A 16,141-nucleotide genomic window follows, 5' to 3' on the forward strand; every position below is an offset into this window, starting at 1 on the left:
GCACCGGCACTGCCTGCCAGGGCAGCATCCACACGAGCAAGGAGAACCATGGCGAAGTCAGCCCGTCTGTCCGGATTCCCGGAACGGCTTCCGGCGGAGCGCGTCATCGAGAAGCGCATCATCGACATCCTCGAGCACACCTTCGCCCTCCACGGCTTCTCCGCCCTCCACCACCGTGCCGTCGAACCGATCAGCCAGCTCGCCAAGGATGGGGAGATCGACAAGGAGATCTTCGCGGTCTCCCGACTCCACTCCGAGGGCACCGAGCGCAATCCGCTCGGCCTCCACTTCGACCTCACTGTGCCGCTGGCCCGTTTCGTCACCGAGAACGCGAACGAGCTGAGCTTCCCGTTCCGGGCCGCGCGGATCCAGCCGGTGTGGCGCGGTGAGCGGCCGCAGGCCGGGCGCTACCGCGAGTTCATCCAGGCTGACGTCGACGTCATCGCCGACGCCGAGCTGCCCGGCCACGTCGAGGTCGAGATCCCGCTCATCATCGCCGACGCGTTCGCCCGGCTCGCCCCGCTCGGGGTGCCACCGGTGCGCATCGTCGTCAACGACCGCCGCCTCCTCGAGGGCTTCGCCCGCGGCATCGGACTCACCTACATTCCCGCAGTGCTCCGGTGCCTGGACAAGTACGACAAGATCGGACCCGAGGAGGTCGCGAAGCTCCTCGCCGCCGAAGCGGGAGCCGATGAGCGCCAGCAGCAGCTGTGCCTCGCTCTGGCCGCGATCGAATCGGACTCGCCCGACTTCGCCGATGAGGTGCGCGCCCTCGGCGTCGAGCACCCCCTCCTCGACGAGGGCCTCGAGTCCCTGACGAGGATGCTCACCGCCGCCGCCGAGCGAGCGCCCGGCGTCCTCGTCGCGCAGCTGAAGATCGCCCGCGGACTCGACTACTACACGGGCGCGGTCTACGAGACGCAGCTCGTCGGACACGAGGAGCTCGGCTCCGTCGCCTCAGGCGGACGCTACGACTCGCTGGCCACGGTGGGGAAGAAGACCTACCCGGGTGTGGGCATGTCGATCGGCGTCTCGCGCCTCATGGCGTTCGTCCTCGGCGAGGACTCCGGCATCTCAGCGACCCGCGGAACCCCGTCGGCCGTCATCGTCGCCGTCACCGACGAGGAGCGCCGGGCCGAGGCCGACGCGGTCGCCACCGCCCTGCGCGCCCGCGACATCCCGTGCGAGGTCTCACCGAGTGCGGCGAAGTTCGGCCGCCAGATCCGCTACGCCGAGCGCCGGGGGATCCCCTTCGTGTGGTTCACCGACGGAGAGTCCGGTCACGAGGTCAAGGACATCCGCACCGGCGAGCAGACGCCCGCGGACGCGCAGACGTGGGAGCCGAGCGCCGAGGACCGCTGGCCGCAGGTGACGCAGGGCTGACGGCTCGGGGTCCCTGACTCACTCAGGGCTGCCGCCTCACTCCGGGTCGGGGGCGAGCGACCCGTCGGGGGCGATGTGGTCGAACATCTCCCGCACCATCGAGACGACGTGCGGGTCGTCGACGGTGTAGAAGATCCTCCGCCCGTCCCGGCGGGAGGAGATGAGCCCGGCGAGACGGAGCTTGGCGAGATGCTGGCTCACGGCGGGCACGGTCGCACCGATCGCCTCGGCGAGGGAGGAGACATCGAGCTCCTGGTGGACCAGGGTCCACACGACGCGCAGTCGGGTGGCCTGGGAGAGCATGCGGAACGTCTCCGCCGCGACCTCGACCTGCGCCGAGGTGGGGGCCGGGTCCGATTCGTGTCCGTCCATGCGTCCTCTCGCTGCCCGCCGGTGCGTGCGGGAATGTCCGTGCGAGCGACTATCATGGTTGACGCACTCCCCGCATGACCATCGTAAAGGAGCCCTCTGTGCTGCGAAGCCACGAATCCGGAAGCCTGCGTGCCGCAAACGCAGGAGAGACCGTCACCCTCGCCGGGTGGGTCGATCGTCGCCGCGATCACGGAGGTGTCGCCTTCATCGATCTGCGGGATGCTTCGGGAATCGTCCAGGTCGTCGTCCGCGAGGACGATGCCCACGCACTGCGCAATGAGACCGTCGTCAAGGTCACCGGCACGGTCTCCCTGCGCCCCGAGGGCAACCAGAACCCCAACCTGCCCACCGGTGAGATCGAGATCGTCGACACGAACGTGGAGATCCTCGCCGAGGCGGCACCCCTTCCTTTCCAGGTCTCCGACCACGCGGAGGACTCCGGCACCGTTGGCGAGGAGACGCGTCTGCGCTACCGCTACCTCGATCTGCGCCGTTCGGGTCCCGCGCACGCGATGCGTCTGCGTTCGGCGGTCAACCGGGCCGCCCGCACGGTCCTCGACGAGCACGGCTTCGTCGAGATCGAGACGCCGACGCTGACGAAGTCGACCCCCGAGGGCGCCCGCGACTTCCTCGTCCCCGCACGCCTGCAGCCGGGGTCGTGGTACGCGCTGCCGCAGTCGCCGCAGCTGTTCAAGCAGCTCCTCCAGGTCGCCGGCATGGAGCGCTACTACCAGATCGCCCGCTGCTACCGCGACGAGGACTTCCGCGCCGACCGTCAGCCCGAGTTCACTCAGCTCGACATCGAGGCCTCGTTCGTCGAGCAGGCCGACATCATCGCCCTCGCCGAGGAGATCCTCGTCGCCCTGTGGAAGCTCATCGGCTACGACATCGAGACGCCGATCCCGCACATCACCTATCACGAGGCGATGGAGCGCTTTGGTTCGGACAAGCCCGACCTGCGCTTCGGCCTCGAACTCACCAACCTCACGGAGTTCTTCTCCGAAACCCCGTTCCGCGTCTTCCAGTCCGACTACGTCGGCTCGGTCGTCTACCCCGGCGGCGGATCGCTGCCGAGGCGCCAGCTCGATGCGTGGCAGGACTGGGCGAAGCAGCGCGGAGCCAAGGGGCTCGCCTACGTCCTCGTCGCCGAGGACGGCACCCTCACCGGCCCGGTGGCCAAGAACATCTCCGAGACGGAGAAGGCCGGTCTCGTCGAGGCGGCCGGCGCGAACCCGGGCGACGCGATCTTCTTCGCCGCCGGAGACGCGAACAGCTCCCGCGCACTCCTCGGTGCCGCACGCCGGGAGATCGCCGAGCGCGTGGGCCTGATCAAGGACGGCGACTGGGCCTTCGTCTGGGTCGTCGACGCTCCGCTCTTCGAATCCGCCGCCGATGCGCAGGCCGCCGGCGACGTCGCCGTGGGCGAAGGACAGTGGACGGCCGTCCACCATGCCTTCACCGCCCCGAAGCCCGAGTACCTCGAGACCCTCGAGACCGACCCGGGTGCCGCTCTCGCCTACGCCTACGACATCGTGTGCAACGGCAACGAGATCGGCGGCGGCTCGATCCGCATCCACCAGCGCGCCGTCCAGGAGCGCGTGTTCGAGATCATGGGCATCGGCGAGGACGAGGCCGAGGAGAAGTTCGGCTTCCTCCTCGAGGCGTTCAAGTTCGGTGCGCCCCCGCACGGCGGCATCGCCTTCGGCTGGGACCGCATCGTCTCCCTGCTCGCCGGAGTCGACTCGATCCGCGAGGTCATCGCGTTCCCGAAGTCCGGCGGCGGCTACGATCCGCTCACCCAGGCTCCGGCCCCGATCACCGAAGCCCAGCGCGCCGAGGCGGGAGTCGACTTCGAACCGGACGCCGAGACCGACGACTGATGTCGCGATGACGTCGGTGCCGGCGTGAGACGGTGGCCGCGGTGACGCAGGGTCCCGACCTCTTCTCCGACCCGGACCGGGAGATCCCCGGCCCGGGTCCGAGTGCGCCCGCAGGCAGGGCACTCGACCCCCTGGCCGTGCGGATGCGTCCGCGCACCATCGACGAGGTGGTCGGCCAGGAGCATCTGACGTTCGCCGGCTCTCCGCTCCACCAGCTCGTCGAGGCGAGCGGGGGAGACCGGGCGGGGGCCTCCTCGGTGATCCTCTGGGGTCCGCCCGGGGTCGGGAAGACGACCCTCGCACACGTCATCTCCCATGCGCCGGGACGCACCTTCGTCGAACTCTCGGCGATCACCGCCGGAGTCAAGGACGTCCGACAGGTCATCGAGAACGCCCGGCGCGAACGCGAGATGTACGGGCGCACGACCGTGCTCTTCCTCGATGAGATCCACCGGTTCTCGAAGGCCCAGCAGGATGCTCTGCTGCCGGCCGTGGAGAACCGCCTCGTCGTCCTCGTCGCGGCGACGACGGAGAACCCGTCGTTCTCCGTCATCTCCCCGCTGCTCTCACGGTCCCTCATGCTCACGCTGCGTCCGCTCGGCGATGACGATATTTCGACCCTGCTCGATCGCGCGATGGTCAGCGAGCGGGGTCTGGCGGGAGAGTTCGAGCTCGATGCCGAGGCGAAGGACTTCATCGTCCGCATCGCCGGGGCCGACGCCCGCCGGTCACTGACGATCCTCGAGGCCGCCGCCGGCATCGCTGCGGCGCAGGCGGGGGAGCGCGGCGACGGCTTGGGCGACGACGTCACCGACGACGCTGAGAGTGCGGATGACGAGGCTGCCAAGGCGGTCAGCACTGAGAGCCGTGGCGGTGACGTTGTCGACGACGAGTCGGCCGACGGCGAAGGAAGCCCGATCCGCATCACCGTCGAGGCCGCCTCCGAGGCGAGCAGCGAAGCGGTGGTGCGCTATGACAAGAACGGCGACCAGCACTACGACGTCGTCTCCGCGTTCATCAAGTCGATCCGCGGTTCCGACGTCGACGCCGCGCTGCACTATCTCGCGCGGATGATCGTCGCCGGGGAGGACCCGCGCTTCATCGCCCGTCGGATCGTCATCTCCGCGGCCGAGGACATCGGCATGGCCGACCCGCAGGCCCTGCCGATCGCCGTGGCCGCCTCGACAGCCGTGCAGAACATCGGCATGCCGGAAGGGCGGATCCCCCTCGCCGAGGCGGTCACCTATCTCGCGATGGCCCCGAAGTCGAACGCGAGCTACAAGGCCCTCGACGCGGCGATCGCCGATGTCAGGAGCGGCCTCGTCGGGGAGGTCCCCGCGCATCTCAGGGACGCCCACTATCCGGGGGCGAAGCAGCTCGGCCACGGCAAGGGCTACAAGTACGCCCACAACTTCCCGCACAGCGTGGCACCACAGGAGCACCTGCCCGAAGCGCTGCGCGGCAAGGAGTACTACACGCCGACGGGCAACGGCATGGAGCGCACGATCGGGGAGCGCCTCGAGACGATCCGCCGTCTCCTGCGCGGGGAGTGAGAGCTGCCCGTCGGCGTTCGGCCCCGGCCCGCGCGTTGCGGGAGACGCGGCGACTGAGCTAAGATGGTCAGCTGTTGTGCCTCATATGTAAAGGCGGTCGGTGCGAGCGGTTCTCGACGCTCAATCCCTCTTTCCCACCCGGGGAAACAACGGTTCCGATCAGGGCGAGGACATCATGCCTGCCGGGACGACCCGCACCCAAGAAAGGTAACCCAGTGCCAGCACCAGCACGTAACCGCCGGATGGCTCGCCTCTCGCGCGCCCTCGGCCTGCCGCTGACCCCGAAGGCTGAGAAGTACTTCGAGCGCCGCCCCTACCCCCCGGGCGAGCACGGCCGCGCCCGTCGCCGCAATGACAGCGACTACTCGGTCCGCCTCAAGGAGAAGCAGCGTCTTCGCGCCCAGTACGGCATCCGCGAGGCCCAGATGCTCAAGACCTACAAGGAGGCCAAGCGCCTCGAAGGTCTGACCGGTGAGAACCTCGTCGAGCTCCTCGAGATGCGTCTCGACGCCCTCGTCCTCCGTGCCGGCTTCGCCCGCACGATCGCCCAGGCGCGCCAGTTCGTCGTCCACCGCCACATCACCGTCGACGGCCAGCGCGTCGACCGTCCGTCCTTCCGCGTCAAGGAAGGCCAGACGATCCAGGTCCACCCGAAGAGCGCCGACATGGATCCGTTCCAGGTCGCCGCCGCCGGCGGACACCGCGACGTCCTCCCGGCAGTTCCGGGCTACCTCGACGTCAACCTTGAGGGCCTGCAGGCCACCCTGCTGCGCCGCCCCAAGCGCGAAGAGGTCCCGATCACCGCTGACGTGCAGCTCGTCGTCGAGTTCTACTCGCGCTGAGCCACCTCTCACGACTGCCCGGAACGTCCCGCGTTCCGGGCAGTCGTGCATTCACCTGCACGCGCCGACGCGCAGGCGACCACCATCTGAACTGGTGAGCAATTAAACTATTCTGGAACGGGCGCGCAGCGCCCACCGCAGACGCACCATCTGAAAGGCCATGGATGAAGACGGCAGAGATCAAACAGCGCTGGCTCGACTACTTCGAGGCGAACGGACACGTGGTCGTGCCCTCGGCGTCGGTCATCAGCTCCGATCCCTCGATCCTCTTCAACATCGCGGGCATGGTCCAGTTCATCCCGTACCTCACCGGTCGCGAGCCTGCTCCGTTCCTCCGCGCCACGAGCGTCCAGAAGTGCGTGCGCACCGCCGACATCGAAGAGGTGGGCAAGACCACCCGTCACGGCACGTTCTTCCAGATGAACGGCAACTTCTCCTTCGGCGACTACTTCAAGCGCGAAGCCGTCCGCTACGCGTGGGGTCTGCTCACCTCCCCGACGGAGGAAGGCGGCCTCGGCTTCGACCCCGACCTGCTCTGGGCCACCGTCCACGAGGACGACCTCGAGACCATCGACCTCTGGCTCGAGGAGACCTCGATCCCGCGTGAGCGGATCCAGCTGCGCGGCAACGAGGACAACTTCTGGCACACCGGTCAGCCCGGACCCGGCGGCTACTGCTCCGAGATCTACTACGACCGCGGTCCCGCCTACGGCGCCGAGGGCGGACCGATCGCCGATGAGGATCGCTACATCGAGATCTGGAACCTCGTCTTCATGGAGTTCGAACTCTCCGAGGTCCGCTCCAAGGTCGACTTCGACATCGCCGGCGAGCTGCCCGCGAAGAACATCGACACCGGCATGGGCCTCGAACGCGTCGCCTTCCTCCTCCAGGACGTCGAGAACATGTACGAGATCGACGAGGTCTTCCCCGTCATCGCCGAGGCGAGTCGCCTCTCGGGCCGTGAGTACGGCGCCGACCACCACTCCGACGTGCAGATGCGCGTCGTCGCCGACCACGTCCGCTCGGCCCTGATGATCATCGGCGACGGCGTGCGCCCCGGCAACGAGGGACGCGGCTACATCCTCCGCCGCCTCATCCGCCGTGCCGTGCGCGCGATGCGCCTCCTCGGCGTCACCACCGAGGTCATGCCCTCGCTGCTGCCCGTGTCGATGAACGCGATGAAGCACTCGTACCCCGAGCTCGAGACCGATTTCGACCGGATCTCGCGCATCGCCTACGCCGAGGAGAAGGCCTTCCTGCGGACCCTCGAATCCGGCACCCAGCTCTTCGAGACCGCGTACGAGAAGCTCGAGGACTCGGACAAGACGATCTCCGGCGACGTCGCCTTCGCCCTCCACGACACCCACGGCTTCCCCATCGACCTCACCCTCGAGATGGCCGCCGAACACGGCGTCAACGTCGATGAGGCCGGATTCCGCGCGCTCATGGCCGAACAGCGCACCCGAGCGAAGGCCGATGCGAAGGCGAAGAAGGGCGGCGGACACACCGACCTCTCCGCCTACTCCGCTCTGCTCGAGGAGGGCCGAAGCGAGTTCGTCGGCTATGACGACCTCGAGGCCGATTCCCGGATCCGCGGCATCGTCGTCGACGGCGAGGCCCGCGAGGTGCTCACCACCGGACAGACCGGCGACCTCGTCCTCGACCTCACCCCGTTCTACGCCGAATCCGGTGGCCAGCGGGCCGACGTCGGCCTCATCAAGGGCGACGGCTTCACCGCCCGCGTCCTCGACGTGCAGAACCCGGTCAAGGGCCTCGCCGCCCACCGCATCGAGGTCATCGACGGCGAGATCCCCGTCGGCGCCGACGTCCTCGCCGAGGTCGACCACGAGCATCGCTTCCAGGGTTCCCAGGCGCATACGGCCACCCACCTCGTCCACGCGGCCCTGCGGGAGATCCTCGGCACCCACGCCGTCCAGGCCGGTTCGCTCAACCAGCCCGGATACATGCGCTTCGACTACTCCTACCCGGAGGCGCCGAGCGCGCAGATGCGCGCCGAGATCGAAGACGTCGCCAACCTCGCCGTGCGCTCGAACTACGAGGTCGGCACCGAGTACATGCCCTTCGACGAGGCCAAGCGCTCCGGCGCGATGGCCCTCTTCGGGGAGAAGTACCCGAACATCGTCCGTGTCGTCGACATCGGCGGACCGTTCTCCCGCGAGCTCTGCGGCGGCACCCACGTCGGCGCCTCCGCCCAGGTGGGACCGATCTCCGTCCTCTCCGAGGCCTCCGTCGGCTCCGGAGTGCGCCGCATCGAGGCCTCCGTGGGGATGGACGCGTTCCGCTCACTCGCCGCCGAACGCACGATCGTGTCCTCGCTCTCGGAGATGCTCAAGGTGCCCGGCACGGATGTCACCGACCGGGTCTCCGAGCTCATGGTCAGGCTCAAGGACGCGGAGAAGGAGATCTCCCGCCTCCGGTCCCAGCAGCTGCTCGCCCAGGCCGGACGGTTCCTCGAGACCGCCGAGACCGTCGGGAACACGCTCTTCGTCGTCGCCGACCTCGGCGAGGTCTCCAGCGGCGGGGACGTCCGCACGATCGTCACCGACCTGCGCGCCCGCGTCAGCGACCGGGCCGCCGTCGTCCTCGGCATTGGCGTGAGCGGCGGCAAGCCCGTCGTCGTCATCGCCACCACCGAGGCCGCCCGCGAGTCCGGAGCGCAGGCCGGCAAGCTCGTGTCGGCAGCGAGCTCCACCCTCGGCGGCGGAGGAGGCGGCAAGCCCGACCTCGCCCAGGGCGGCGGCAGCGACACCACGCAGATCCCGGCCGCGATCAGCGCGGTCAAGGCGGCCCTCACGTGACACTGCGGCGCGGCCGACGTCTCGGCCTCGACATCGGATCGGTGCGGATCGGGGTCGCGGCGTGCGATCCCGAGGGGATCCTCGCGACCCCGCTCACCGTCATCCGCCGGGCCGACGAGCCGGCGGCACTGCGGCAGCTGCGGGAAATCATCGCCGAGTACGAACCCATCGAGATCCTCGTCGGCGATCCGAAGTCCCTCGACGGCTCCGCCCGCGCCGCGGCCGCCGCCGCTCTCGACTTCGCCCGCCGGATCGACACCGACGTGCCGATCCGCCTCGTCGACGAGCGCTTCTCCACCGTCGAGGCACACAGCTCGCTCGCGGCTGCGGGCAAGAGCTCACGGCAGCGCCGCGAGATCGTCGACGCACAGGCGGCCGTCATCATTCTGCAGAACGCGCTCGAGTCCGAACGCAACACGGGCAGGCCCGCCGGTCGGCAGCTGCCCGAACAGGAGAGTGAGCAATGAACCCGTTCCCCGGTGAGTTCTCGGACGACGATGGGCTCTCACGCGCCGAGATCCGAGCGAAGAAGCGCCGGCGGATGATGCGCAAACGTCGCACCACCGTCATCGTCGCCGTCTGCGTCCTCGTCTTCGGCCTCGGCGGCTTCTTCGGCCTCCGCGCCGCCGGCGGTGTCGTCGACGACCTCTTCGGCGGGGGTGGCGACTACGAGGGCAATGGCACGACCGAGGTCACGCTCGAGATCCCGCCCGGCGCCTCGGCGCGGTCGGTGGCCAACCAGCTCGTCGAGGAGGGCGTCATCAAGGACTCCAAGCCCTTCCTCGAGGAGGTCGAGAGACGCGATCTCACGATCCAGGCGGGACCGGTCATCCTCCGTGAGCAGATGAGTTCGAAGGCCGCCGTCGACGCGTTCATCAACCCGATCAAACCCCCGAAGCTCACGATCGCCGAAGGACGCAAGATCGACCAGATCAAAGCGACGATGATCGAATCGGGGATGAAGGCCGAAGAGGTCGACAAGGCGATCGACGACAGGACTCCGAAGGACTACGGCCTCGACGTCGACGCGCCCAGCTTGGAGGGCTACCTCTATCCCGCGACCTACGACCTCGACAAGGCGAAGACGGCGGAGGACATCGTCTCCGAGATGGTCGCGAAGACGAAGCTCGAGCTCGAGACCGCGGGCATCGAGAACAAGGACGCCAACCGCATCCTCACCCTCGCCAGCCTCGTCGAGATCGAATCCCCGGGGGACGAGGAGACACGGAAGAAGGTCGCCCGGGTCTTCCTCAACCGCATCTCGGAGGACTCGAAGACCGGTCAGCTCCTTCAGTCCGATGCCACGGTCGCCTACATCCACGGCGCCCGCGCGGACCTGACGACGACGAAGGAGGAGCGGAACTCCGACAGCCCGTACAACACGTACAAGCGGAAGGGCCTGCCGCCCGGACCGATCAACTCGCCGAGCGCCGGGGCCGTCGACGCCGCCCTCAACCCGGCGGACGGCAGCTGGCAGTTCTTCGTCGCGACGAATCCGGACACCGGTGAGACGAAGTTCGCCGACACCTACGCCGAGCACCAGAAGAACGTCGAGGAGTACCGGGCATGGCTGCGGGAGCAGGACGGGTGAGCCCGGTCGTCCGCGCCGCCGTGCTCGGGCGTCCGATCGCCCATTCGCTCTCCCCGGTCCTCCACCGTGCGGCGTTCGCGGCTCTCGGACTCGAGGACAGTGAGTACGGTCGCGCCGAGGTCGGAGACGAAGACCTCGCCGCCTTCCTCGACGCCCATCCGGCGGAGACGGGCTTCTCCCTGACGATGCCGCTCAAGGAGCGTCTCGTCGCCCTCGCCCGCGAACGCGGCTGGGACCTCGACGAGACCGCCGAGGCGACCGGTGTGGCCAACACGCTCGTGCGGTTCCCGAACGCGACGACCGTGGCCAACACCGACGTCGACGGCATCGTCGGAGCGATCCGCCTGCGCCCCGGGTCCGGGACCCGGGCGACGATCCTCGGTGCCGGAGCCACAGCGCGCTCGGCGCTGCTCGCCCTCGTGCGCCTCGGCATCACCGAGGTCGACCTCCTCGTCCGCAGCGCCTCCCGTGCCGTCGCCGCAGCCGAGCTCGGCACGCGCCTCGGGCTCGCCGTCGAGATCGGCGGTCTCGAGACGATCCGGTCCTCCGCCGTCGTCGTCTCCACCCTCCCCGCCGAGGCGGCCCCCACCCTGACGTGGGAACCGGGAAGCGGCGTCGCCCTCGACGTCGCCTACGCCGCCGAATCCGCCGTCCTCACCGGGGCCTCCGCCCATGGGTACACCGCCGTGCCGGGCACCGCGATGCTCGTCGAACAGGCCGTCGCCCAGGCCGTGCTCTTCCTCACCGCAGCCGCAGGCACCCCACCGAGCCCGGCTCAGGTCGAGGCGATCGCCGCATCGATGCACGCGGCCCTGCCCGAACGGGACTGAGCCGTGACGGTCGAGAGCGCAGTCCTGCTCGGCCTGAGCATGGCCGTCGCCGCAGGCACCGGACTCCTCCTCGTCGGCACTCCCGCCCGCTGGCTCGCCGACACCGCCGACGCCGAGGCGGTCACCGGCTCGCGCGCCTTCCGTCCGGTCCTCCTCGTCCTCGCCGGCATCGTCATCGCCGGACTGGCCGCGTTCCTCGTCCCGGTGGGTCCCGACTGGACGGCGATCGCTCCCGGCAGCGGCACCGAGTTCGTCCCGCCCTCCCTGAGCACGCTCGACCTCGTGCTCATGGCCCTCGTCCTCGGGACCACCGCCGGTGCCACCCCGGTCCTCGTCGTCGCCGACCTCGTCGTCCGGCGCCTCCCCGACCGGATCATGTACCCGCTCATCGGGGTCTTCGTCCTCGCCTGCGGCCTCGGCATCGGTCTCGGCAGCTCGACGAGCTGGTGGTTCGGGCTCGTCGGAGCCGTGTGCGGGCTCCTCCTCTTCGGCGGACTCCACCTGCTCGGGCGTGCCCTGCACCGTCCGACGATGGGACTCGGCGACGTCAAGCTCGCCGTCGTCGTCGCCGGCGTCTCCGCCCTCATCTCCCCGTGGGCGCCCGCTCTCGTCCTCGTTGTCACCATGCTCGTCGCAGGGGTCTGGGCGATCGTCGCCGGCGTGCGTGCGGGCAGCCTGCACCGGACGACGATCGCGTTCGGTCCCGCGATGCTGACCGGATTGTGGGTCGGGTCGGTCTCGGCGAGGTTCGTTCTATAGAATCGGTGGAATGTTGAGATGGCTGACTGCAGGCGAATCCCACGGCGAAGCACTGATCGGGATCATTGAGGGGCTGCCCGCCCACATCCCGATCACCAGGGACGACATCCGCGTCAATCTCGCCAGGCGCCGACTCGGCTACGGGCGTGGCGCCCGCATGAAGTTCGAGGCCGACGAAGTGCGCATCCTCGGCGGCGTCCGCCATGCGAAGACCCTCGGCTCCCCGGTGGCGATCGAGGTCGGCAACACCGAATGGCCGAAATGGGAGACGGTGATGAGCGCCGACCCCATCGACGAGTCCGAGCTCGAGGGTCAGGCCCGCAGCGCCCCGCTCACCCGACCCCGGCCCGGCCACGCCGACATCGTCGGCATGCAGAAGTACGGCTTCGACGAGGCCCGGCCCGTCCTCGAACGCGCCTCGGCCCGCGAGACGGCGATGCGCGTGGCGCTGGGCACCGTGGCCGCGAAGTTCCTCGGCGAACTCGGCATCACGCTCGTCTCCCACACCGTGGCGATCGGCGGCGTCGAGGACTCCCGGGACGGTGCGCTGCCGCGGGCGAGCGATGTCGACGCCCTCGATGGGGATCCCGTCCGCAGCTTCGACCCCGCCCTCTCCACCCGGATGGTCGCCGAGATCGACGCGGCGAAGAAGGCCGGGGACACCCTCGGCGGCGTCGTCGAAGTCCTCGCCTACGACCTCCCGCCGGGACTCGGCTCCCACGTCCACTGGGACCGCCGCCTCGACTCGCGTCTGGCCGGCGCCCTCATGGGCGTCCAGGCGATCAAGGGCGTCGAGGTCGGCGACGGCTTCCTCACCGCCGCTCGCCCCGGCTCCGCCGCCCATGACGAGATCCTCGTCGCGGGCTCCGGCTACCGTCGCGCCTCCAACCGCGCCGGCGGGACGGAGGGCGGCATGTCCACCGGCGAGCCCCTGCGCGTGCGGGCAGCGATGAAGCCCATCGCCACGGTGCCCCGCGCCCTGTCGACCGTCGACGTCGCCACGGGAGAGCCCGCGAAGGCCAACCACCAGCGCTCCGATGTCTGTGCCGTCCCCGCCGCCGGCGTCGTCGCCGAGGCAATGGTCGCCCTTGTCCTCGCCGAGGCGGTCGTCGAGAAGTTCGGCGGCGACTCCGTGGCCGAGACGAAGCGGAACCTGGAGGGCTACCTCGCCGCCATTCCGGAGAACCTGCGCATCGGGCGATGAACGAGCATCCGCTTCCGAAACCGGTCCCACCCCTGGAGCCGGTCCCCGCCGCGCACTCGCGCATCGTGCTCACCGGACCCCCAGCCGCAGGGAAGTCGACGATCGGCCGCCTGCTCGCCGACCGTCTGGGGCTGCCGCTGACCGACACCGACGCGAACATCGTCGACCGCCACGGGGTCATCGCCGACATCTTCGTCACCCGCGGCGAGGACCACTTCCGAAGACTCGAACGGGAAGTCGTGCGCAAGGCGCTGCGCCGCCTCCTCGACCGCCCCGGAATCGTCTCGCTCGGCGGGGGAGCGATCCTCAACTCCGGGACCCGGGCGCAGCTGCTCCACCCGGCGATCAAGGTCGTCCACATCGACATCGACGTCGACACCGTCGCCCCCCGACTCAACGCCCCGCACCGGCCGCTGCTGCGCGGGTCGGGGTCCGCTGTCGAGAACTGGCTCGCGCTCGTGAGCGAGCGCGAACCCCTCTACGAACAGGTCGCGACCTTCCGCGTCCAGGCCTCGAACTCGCCGCCGTCGACCGTGGTCAACCGGATCGTCGACGTCCTCACCGGCCTGCAGCGCGCCGAGGAGTACGCGAAGTACCAACAGACGAAGGAGAACCCATGAGCGTGACCACCATCGACGTCGACGCAGGAGGCCGGTACCCGGTGCTCGTCGGACACGGACTCCTCGGGCAGCTGCCCGAACTGCTCGGCCCGCAGGCGGAGAAGGTCCTCGTCATCCATCCCCGCGCTCTGCGCACGACGGGCGAGACCGTCCGCGACGACCTCGCCGCCGCCGGACTCGACGCGATCGTTGCGGAGATCCCCGACGCCGAGGAGGCCAAGCACGTCCAGGTCGCCGCGTTCTGCTGGCAGGTCCTCGGACAGTCCGACTTCACCCGCACCGATGCCATCGTCACCGTCGGCGGGGGAGCGGTGAGCGACCTCGGCGGGTTCGTCGCCGCCACCTGGCTGCGCGGCATCCGCGTCATCCACATCCCGACCACGGTCCTCGGCATGGTCGACGCGGCCGTGGGAGGCAAGACCGGGATCAACACGGCCGAGGGCAAGAACCTCGTCGGTGCCTTCCACGCCCCCGCCGGTGTCCTCGCCGACCTCGACACCCTGCGCACCCTGCCGGAGAACGAGCTCTTCACCGGCCTCGCCGAGGTGGTCAAGGCAGGCTTCATCGCCGACCCTGCCATCCTCGACCTCATCCGCGACCACACCCGCGAGGAGATCGGCGACGTCGACGGACCCGTCCTCCGGGAGCTCATCGAACGGGCGATCGCCGTCAAGGCCGAGGTCGTCTCCGGCGACTTCACCGAGGCGGGCCGCCGTGAGATCCTCAACTACGGTCACACCCTCGCCCACGCGATCGAGCACAAGGAGCGCTACCAGTGGCGCCACGGGGCGGCCGTGTCCGTGGGCATGGTCTTCGCCGCCGAGGTCGCGGCCATGGTGAGGAACCTGCCCGCCGAGGTCGTCGACGAACACCGCGAGCTGCTCTCGAAGCTCGGTCTGCCCACCGGCTACCGGTCGGATGTCTGGCCGCAGCTGCTCGAGACGATGAGACGGGACAAGAAGACCCGGGGCTCGATGCTGCGGATGGTGCTCCTGTCCGAGATCGGCGCGCCCGCCACCGTCGAGATCCCCGACGTCTCACTCCTCCACACCGCCTACCAGGAGATCGGGGAGGAGTCCCCGCGGAAGCTCCTCGGTCCGACCCTGTGAGGCCCCGCACGCCCGCGGCTCGCGGTTTCACGAGCCCTGGGCGGGCTTGATAGAATCGTCCATTGGCAAAACTGCCTCACCCGTAGCGACCTCGTCGACGGGGACGATGATGTGAAGAAGGACGGATTAGTGGCGACAACCAACGACCTCAAGAACGGTCTCGTGCTCAACCTCGACAACCAGCTGTGGCAGGTGCTGGAGTTCCAGCACGTCAAGCCCGGCAAGGGTCCGGCCTTCGTCCGCACGAAGCTCAAGCACGTCATCTCCGGCAAGATCATCGACAAGACGTTCAACGCCGGCACCAAGGTCGAGACCGCCAACGTCGACCGCCGCGACATGCAGTACCTCTACCACGACGGATCCGACTACGTCTTCATGGACGCGAAGGACTACGACCAGGTCACCATCCCCTCGAGCCTCGTCGGCGACGCCGCGAACTACATGCTCGAGAACCAGGAGCTGCAGGTCTCCTTCCACGACGGGACACCGCTGTCGGTCGAACTGCCCGCCTCCGTCGAGCTGACGATCTCCCACACCGAGCCCGGCCTCCAGGGCGACCGCTCGACCGGCGGCTCGAAGCCGGCCACCCTCGAGACCGGATACGAGATCCAGGTCCCCCTCTTCCTCGAAGAGGGCACGAAGATCAAGGTCGACACCCGCACGGGTGACTACCTCGGCCGCGTCAAGTAAGTGTCGGCACGCAGCCGGGCCCGCCGCCGGGCCCTCGAACTCCTGTTCGAAGCCGGGCAGCGGGGACTCGACATCGACGAGGTCGTGGCCATGCGCTCGAACGACCCCGCCTATCCGATGAAGCCCTACGCCGTCGAGATCGTCGACGGCGTCAAGGCACGCCGGGAGGAGATCGACGAGATCATCTCCACCTATGCGCAGGGGTGGACGATCGATCGCATGCCCGCCGTCGACCGGGCCCTGCTCGAGATCGGCACGTGGGAGATCCTCTTCAACGACGACATCCCCGACGCCGCGGCGATCGACGAGGCCGTCTCCCTGGCCCGTCAGTTCTCCACGGACGACTCGCCCGGCTTCGTCTCGGGGCTGCTCTCGCGCATCCTCGACGTCAAACCGACGCTCACCTAGGTCCCTGGGTCCGGACTCCGGACCCAGCGGATCACCCCACCCGGGTCAGCGGTTAGACTTGGGCTGGACACGCTCCTTTAA

Annotated in this window: 15 protein-coding genes; 14 read left to right on the plus strand and 1 reads right to left on the minus strand. The window is 69.2% G+C overall.

The features are described from left to right. Nucleotides 1–48: 48 nt before the first annotated feature. Entirely contained in the window at nucleotides 49–1,383 is a 1,335-nt protein-coding gene (gene hisS / locus BC102111_RS04750) for a histidine--tRNA ligase (RefSeq protein WP_101623734.1), read from the plus strand. Nucleotides 1,384–1,419: 36 nt separating this feature from the next. On the opposite strand, the gene BC102111_RS04755 is transcribed toward hisS, so the two are convergent. Then, the gene (locus BC102111_RS04755; RefSeq protein WP_009377139.1) at nucleotides 1,420–1,755 is read right to left on the minus strand and encodes an ArsR/SmtB family transcription factor; all 336 of its coding nucleotides are present in this window, start codon (nucleotides 1,753–1,755) and stop codon (nucleotides 1,420–1,422) included. 98 nt (nucleotides 1,756–1,853) lie between these two features. Between BC102111_RS04755 and aspS the strand changes: the two genes are divergently transcribed. From aspS to nusB, 13 genes are all read left to right on the plus strand, one after another. Further along, a complete protein-coding gene (aspS, locus tag BC102111_RS04760) occupies nucleotides 1,854–3,635 on the plus strand; it encodes an aspartate--tRNA ligase (RefSeq protein ID WP_101623735.1) in 1,782 nt (593 codons plus the stop codon). A gap of 41 nt (nucleotides 3,636–3,676) precedes the next feature. Continuing rightward, nucleotides 3,677–5,188 (plus strand): replication-associated recombination protein A, encoded by a 1,512-nt coding sequence (locus tag BC102111_RS04765; RefSeq protein ID WP_180960575.1) that lies wholly within the window; start codon nucleotides 3,677–3,679, stop codon nucleotides 5,186–5,188. A 242-nt stretch (nucleotides 5,189–5,430) separates the two neighbouring features. Then, complete coding sequence (rpsD, locus tag BC102111_RS04770; protein ID WP_009377142.1) at nucleotides 5,431–6,030, plus strand: 30S ribosomal protein S4; 600 nt, start codon at nucleotides 5,431–5,433, stop codon at nucleotides 6,028–6,030. 164 nt (nucleotides 6,031–6,194) lie between these two features. After that, complete coding sequence (gene alaS, locus BC102111_RS04775) at nucleotides 6,195–8,849, plus strand: alanine--tRNA ligase (protein ID WP_095375516.1); 2,655 nt, start codon at nucleotides 6,195–6,197, stop codon at nucleotides 8,847–8,849. Then, nucleotides 8,846–9,316 carry a Holliday junction resolvase RuvX gene (gene ruvX, locus BC102111_RS04780; RefSeq protein ID WP_095375517.1) on the plus strand — a complete coding sequence of 157 codons (471 nt, stop codon included), beginning with the start codon at nucleotides 8,846–8,848 and terminating at the stop codon, nucleotides 9,314–9,316. Before alaS ends, ruvX begins: the two co-directional genes overlap by 4 nt. Further along, nucleotides 9,313–10,440 (plus strand): endolytic transglycosylase MltG, encoded by a 1,128-nt coding sequence (gene mltG, locus BC102111_RS04785; protein WP_101623737.1) that lies wholly within the window; start codon nucleotides 9,313–9,315, stop codon nucleotides 10,438–10,440. The genes ruvX and mltG overlap by 4 nt, the downstream gene beginning before the upstream one ends. Further along, nucleotides 10,416–11,270, plus strand: a complete 855-nt coding sequence (locus tag BC102111_RS04790) for a shikimate dehydrogenase family protein (RefSeq protein ID WP_095375518.1) — start codon at nucleotides 10,416–10,418, stop codon at nucleotides 11,268–11,270. Before mltG ends, BC102111_RS04790 begins: the two co-directional genes overlap by 25 nt. Before the next feature lie 3 nt (nucleotides 11,271–11,273). Then, entirely contained in the window at nucleotides 11,274–12,029 is a 756-nt protein-coding gene (locus BC102111_RS04795) for a prepilin peptidase (protein ID WP_095375519.1), read from the plus strand. Between the two features lie 10 nt (nucleotides 12,030–12,039). After that, the gene (aroC, locus tag BC102111_RS04800) at nucleotides 12,040–13,233 is read left to right on the plus strand and encodes a chorismate synthase (RefSeq protein ID WP_063250252.1); all 1,194 of its coding nucleotides are present in this window, start codon (nucleotides 12,040–12,042) and stop codon (nucleotides 13,231–13,233) included. Further along, entirely contained in the window at nucleotides 13,230–13,853 is a 624-nt protein-coding gene (locus BC102111_RS04805) for a shikimate kinase (RefSeq protein WP_009377149.1), read from the plus strand. The genes aroC and BC102111_RS04805 overlap by 4 nt, the downstream gene beginning before the upstream one ends. Further along, entirely contained in the window at nucleotides 13,850–14,962 is a 1,113-nt protein-coding gene (aroB, locus tag BC102111_RS04810) for a 3-dehydroquinate synthase (RefSeq protein WP_063250253.1), read from the plus strand. The genes BC102111_RS04805 and aroB overlap by 4 nt, the downstream gene beginning before the upstream one ends. Nucleotides 14,963–15,091: 129 nt before the next feature. Beyond that, nucleotides 15,092–15,652, plus strand: a complete 561-nt coding sequence (gene efp / locus BC102111_RS04815; protein WP_009377151.1) for an elongation factor P — start codon at nucleotides 15,092–15,094, stop codon at nucleotides 15,650–15,652. Next, nucleotides 15,653–16,060: a transcription antitermination factor NusB gene (nusB, locus tag BC102111_RS04820; RefSeq protein WP_009377152.1), complete on the plus strand. Its 408-nt coding sequence runs from the start codon at nucleotides 15,653–15,655 to the stop codon at nucleotides 16,058–16,060. Nucleotides 16,061–16,141 lie beyond the last annotated feature (81 nt).

It is taken from the genome of Brevibacterium casei CIP 102111 (genome assembly GCF_900169275.1).
GTDB classification, from domain to species: domain Bacteria; phylum Actinomycetota; class Actinomycetes; order Actinomycetales; family Brevibacteriaceae; genus Brevibacterium; species Brevibacterium casei.

Bases quoted from the DNA above. Each gene is read 5' to 3' on its own strand.
- BC102111_RS04790 (WP_095375518.1), top strand. From the start codon at position 10,416: ATGGCTGCGGGAGCAGGACGGGTGAGCCCGGTCGTCCGCGCCGCCGTG.
- alaS (WP_095375516.1), top strand. From the start codon at position 6,195: ATGAAGACGGCAGAGATCAAACAGCGCTGGCTCGACTACTTCGAGGCG.
- aroB (WP_063250253.1), top strand. From the start codon at position 13,850: ATGAGCGTGACCACCATCGACGTCGACGCAGGAGGCCGGTACCCGGTG.
- rpsD (WP_009377142.1), top strand. From the start codon at position 5,431: ATGGCTCGCCTCTCGCGCGCCCTCGGCCTGCCGCTGACCCCGAAGGCT.
- aroC (WP_063250252.1), top strand. From the start codon at position 12,040: ATGTTGAGATGGCTGACTGCAGGCGAATCCCACGGCGAAGCACTGATC.
- BC102111_RS04755 (WP_009377139.1), bottom strand. From the start codon at position 1,755: ATGGACGGACACGAATCGGACCCGGCCCCCACCTCGGCGCAGGTCGAG.
- mltG (WP_101623737.1), top strand. From the start codon at position 9,313: ATGAACCCGTTCCCCGGTGAGTTCTCGGACGACGATGGGCTCTCACGC.
- BC102111_RS04805 (WP_009377149.1), top strand. From the start codon at position 13,230: ATGAACGAGCATCCGCTTCCGAAACCGGTCCCACCCCTGGAGCCGGTC.
- hisS (WP_101623734.1), top strand. From the start codon at position 49: ATGGCGAAGTCAGCCCGTCTGTCCGGATTCCCGGAACGGCTTCCGGCG.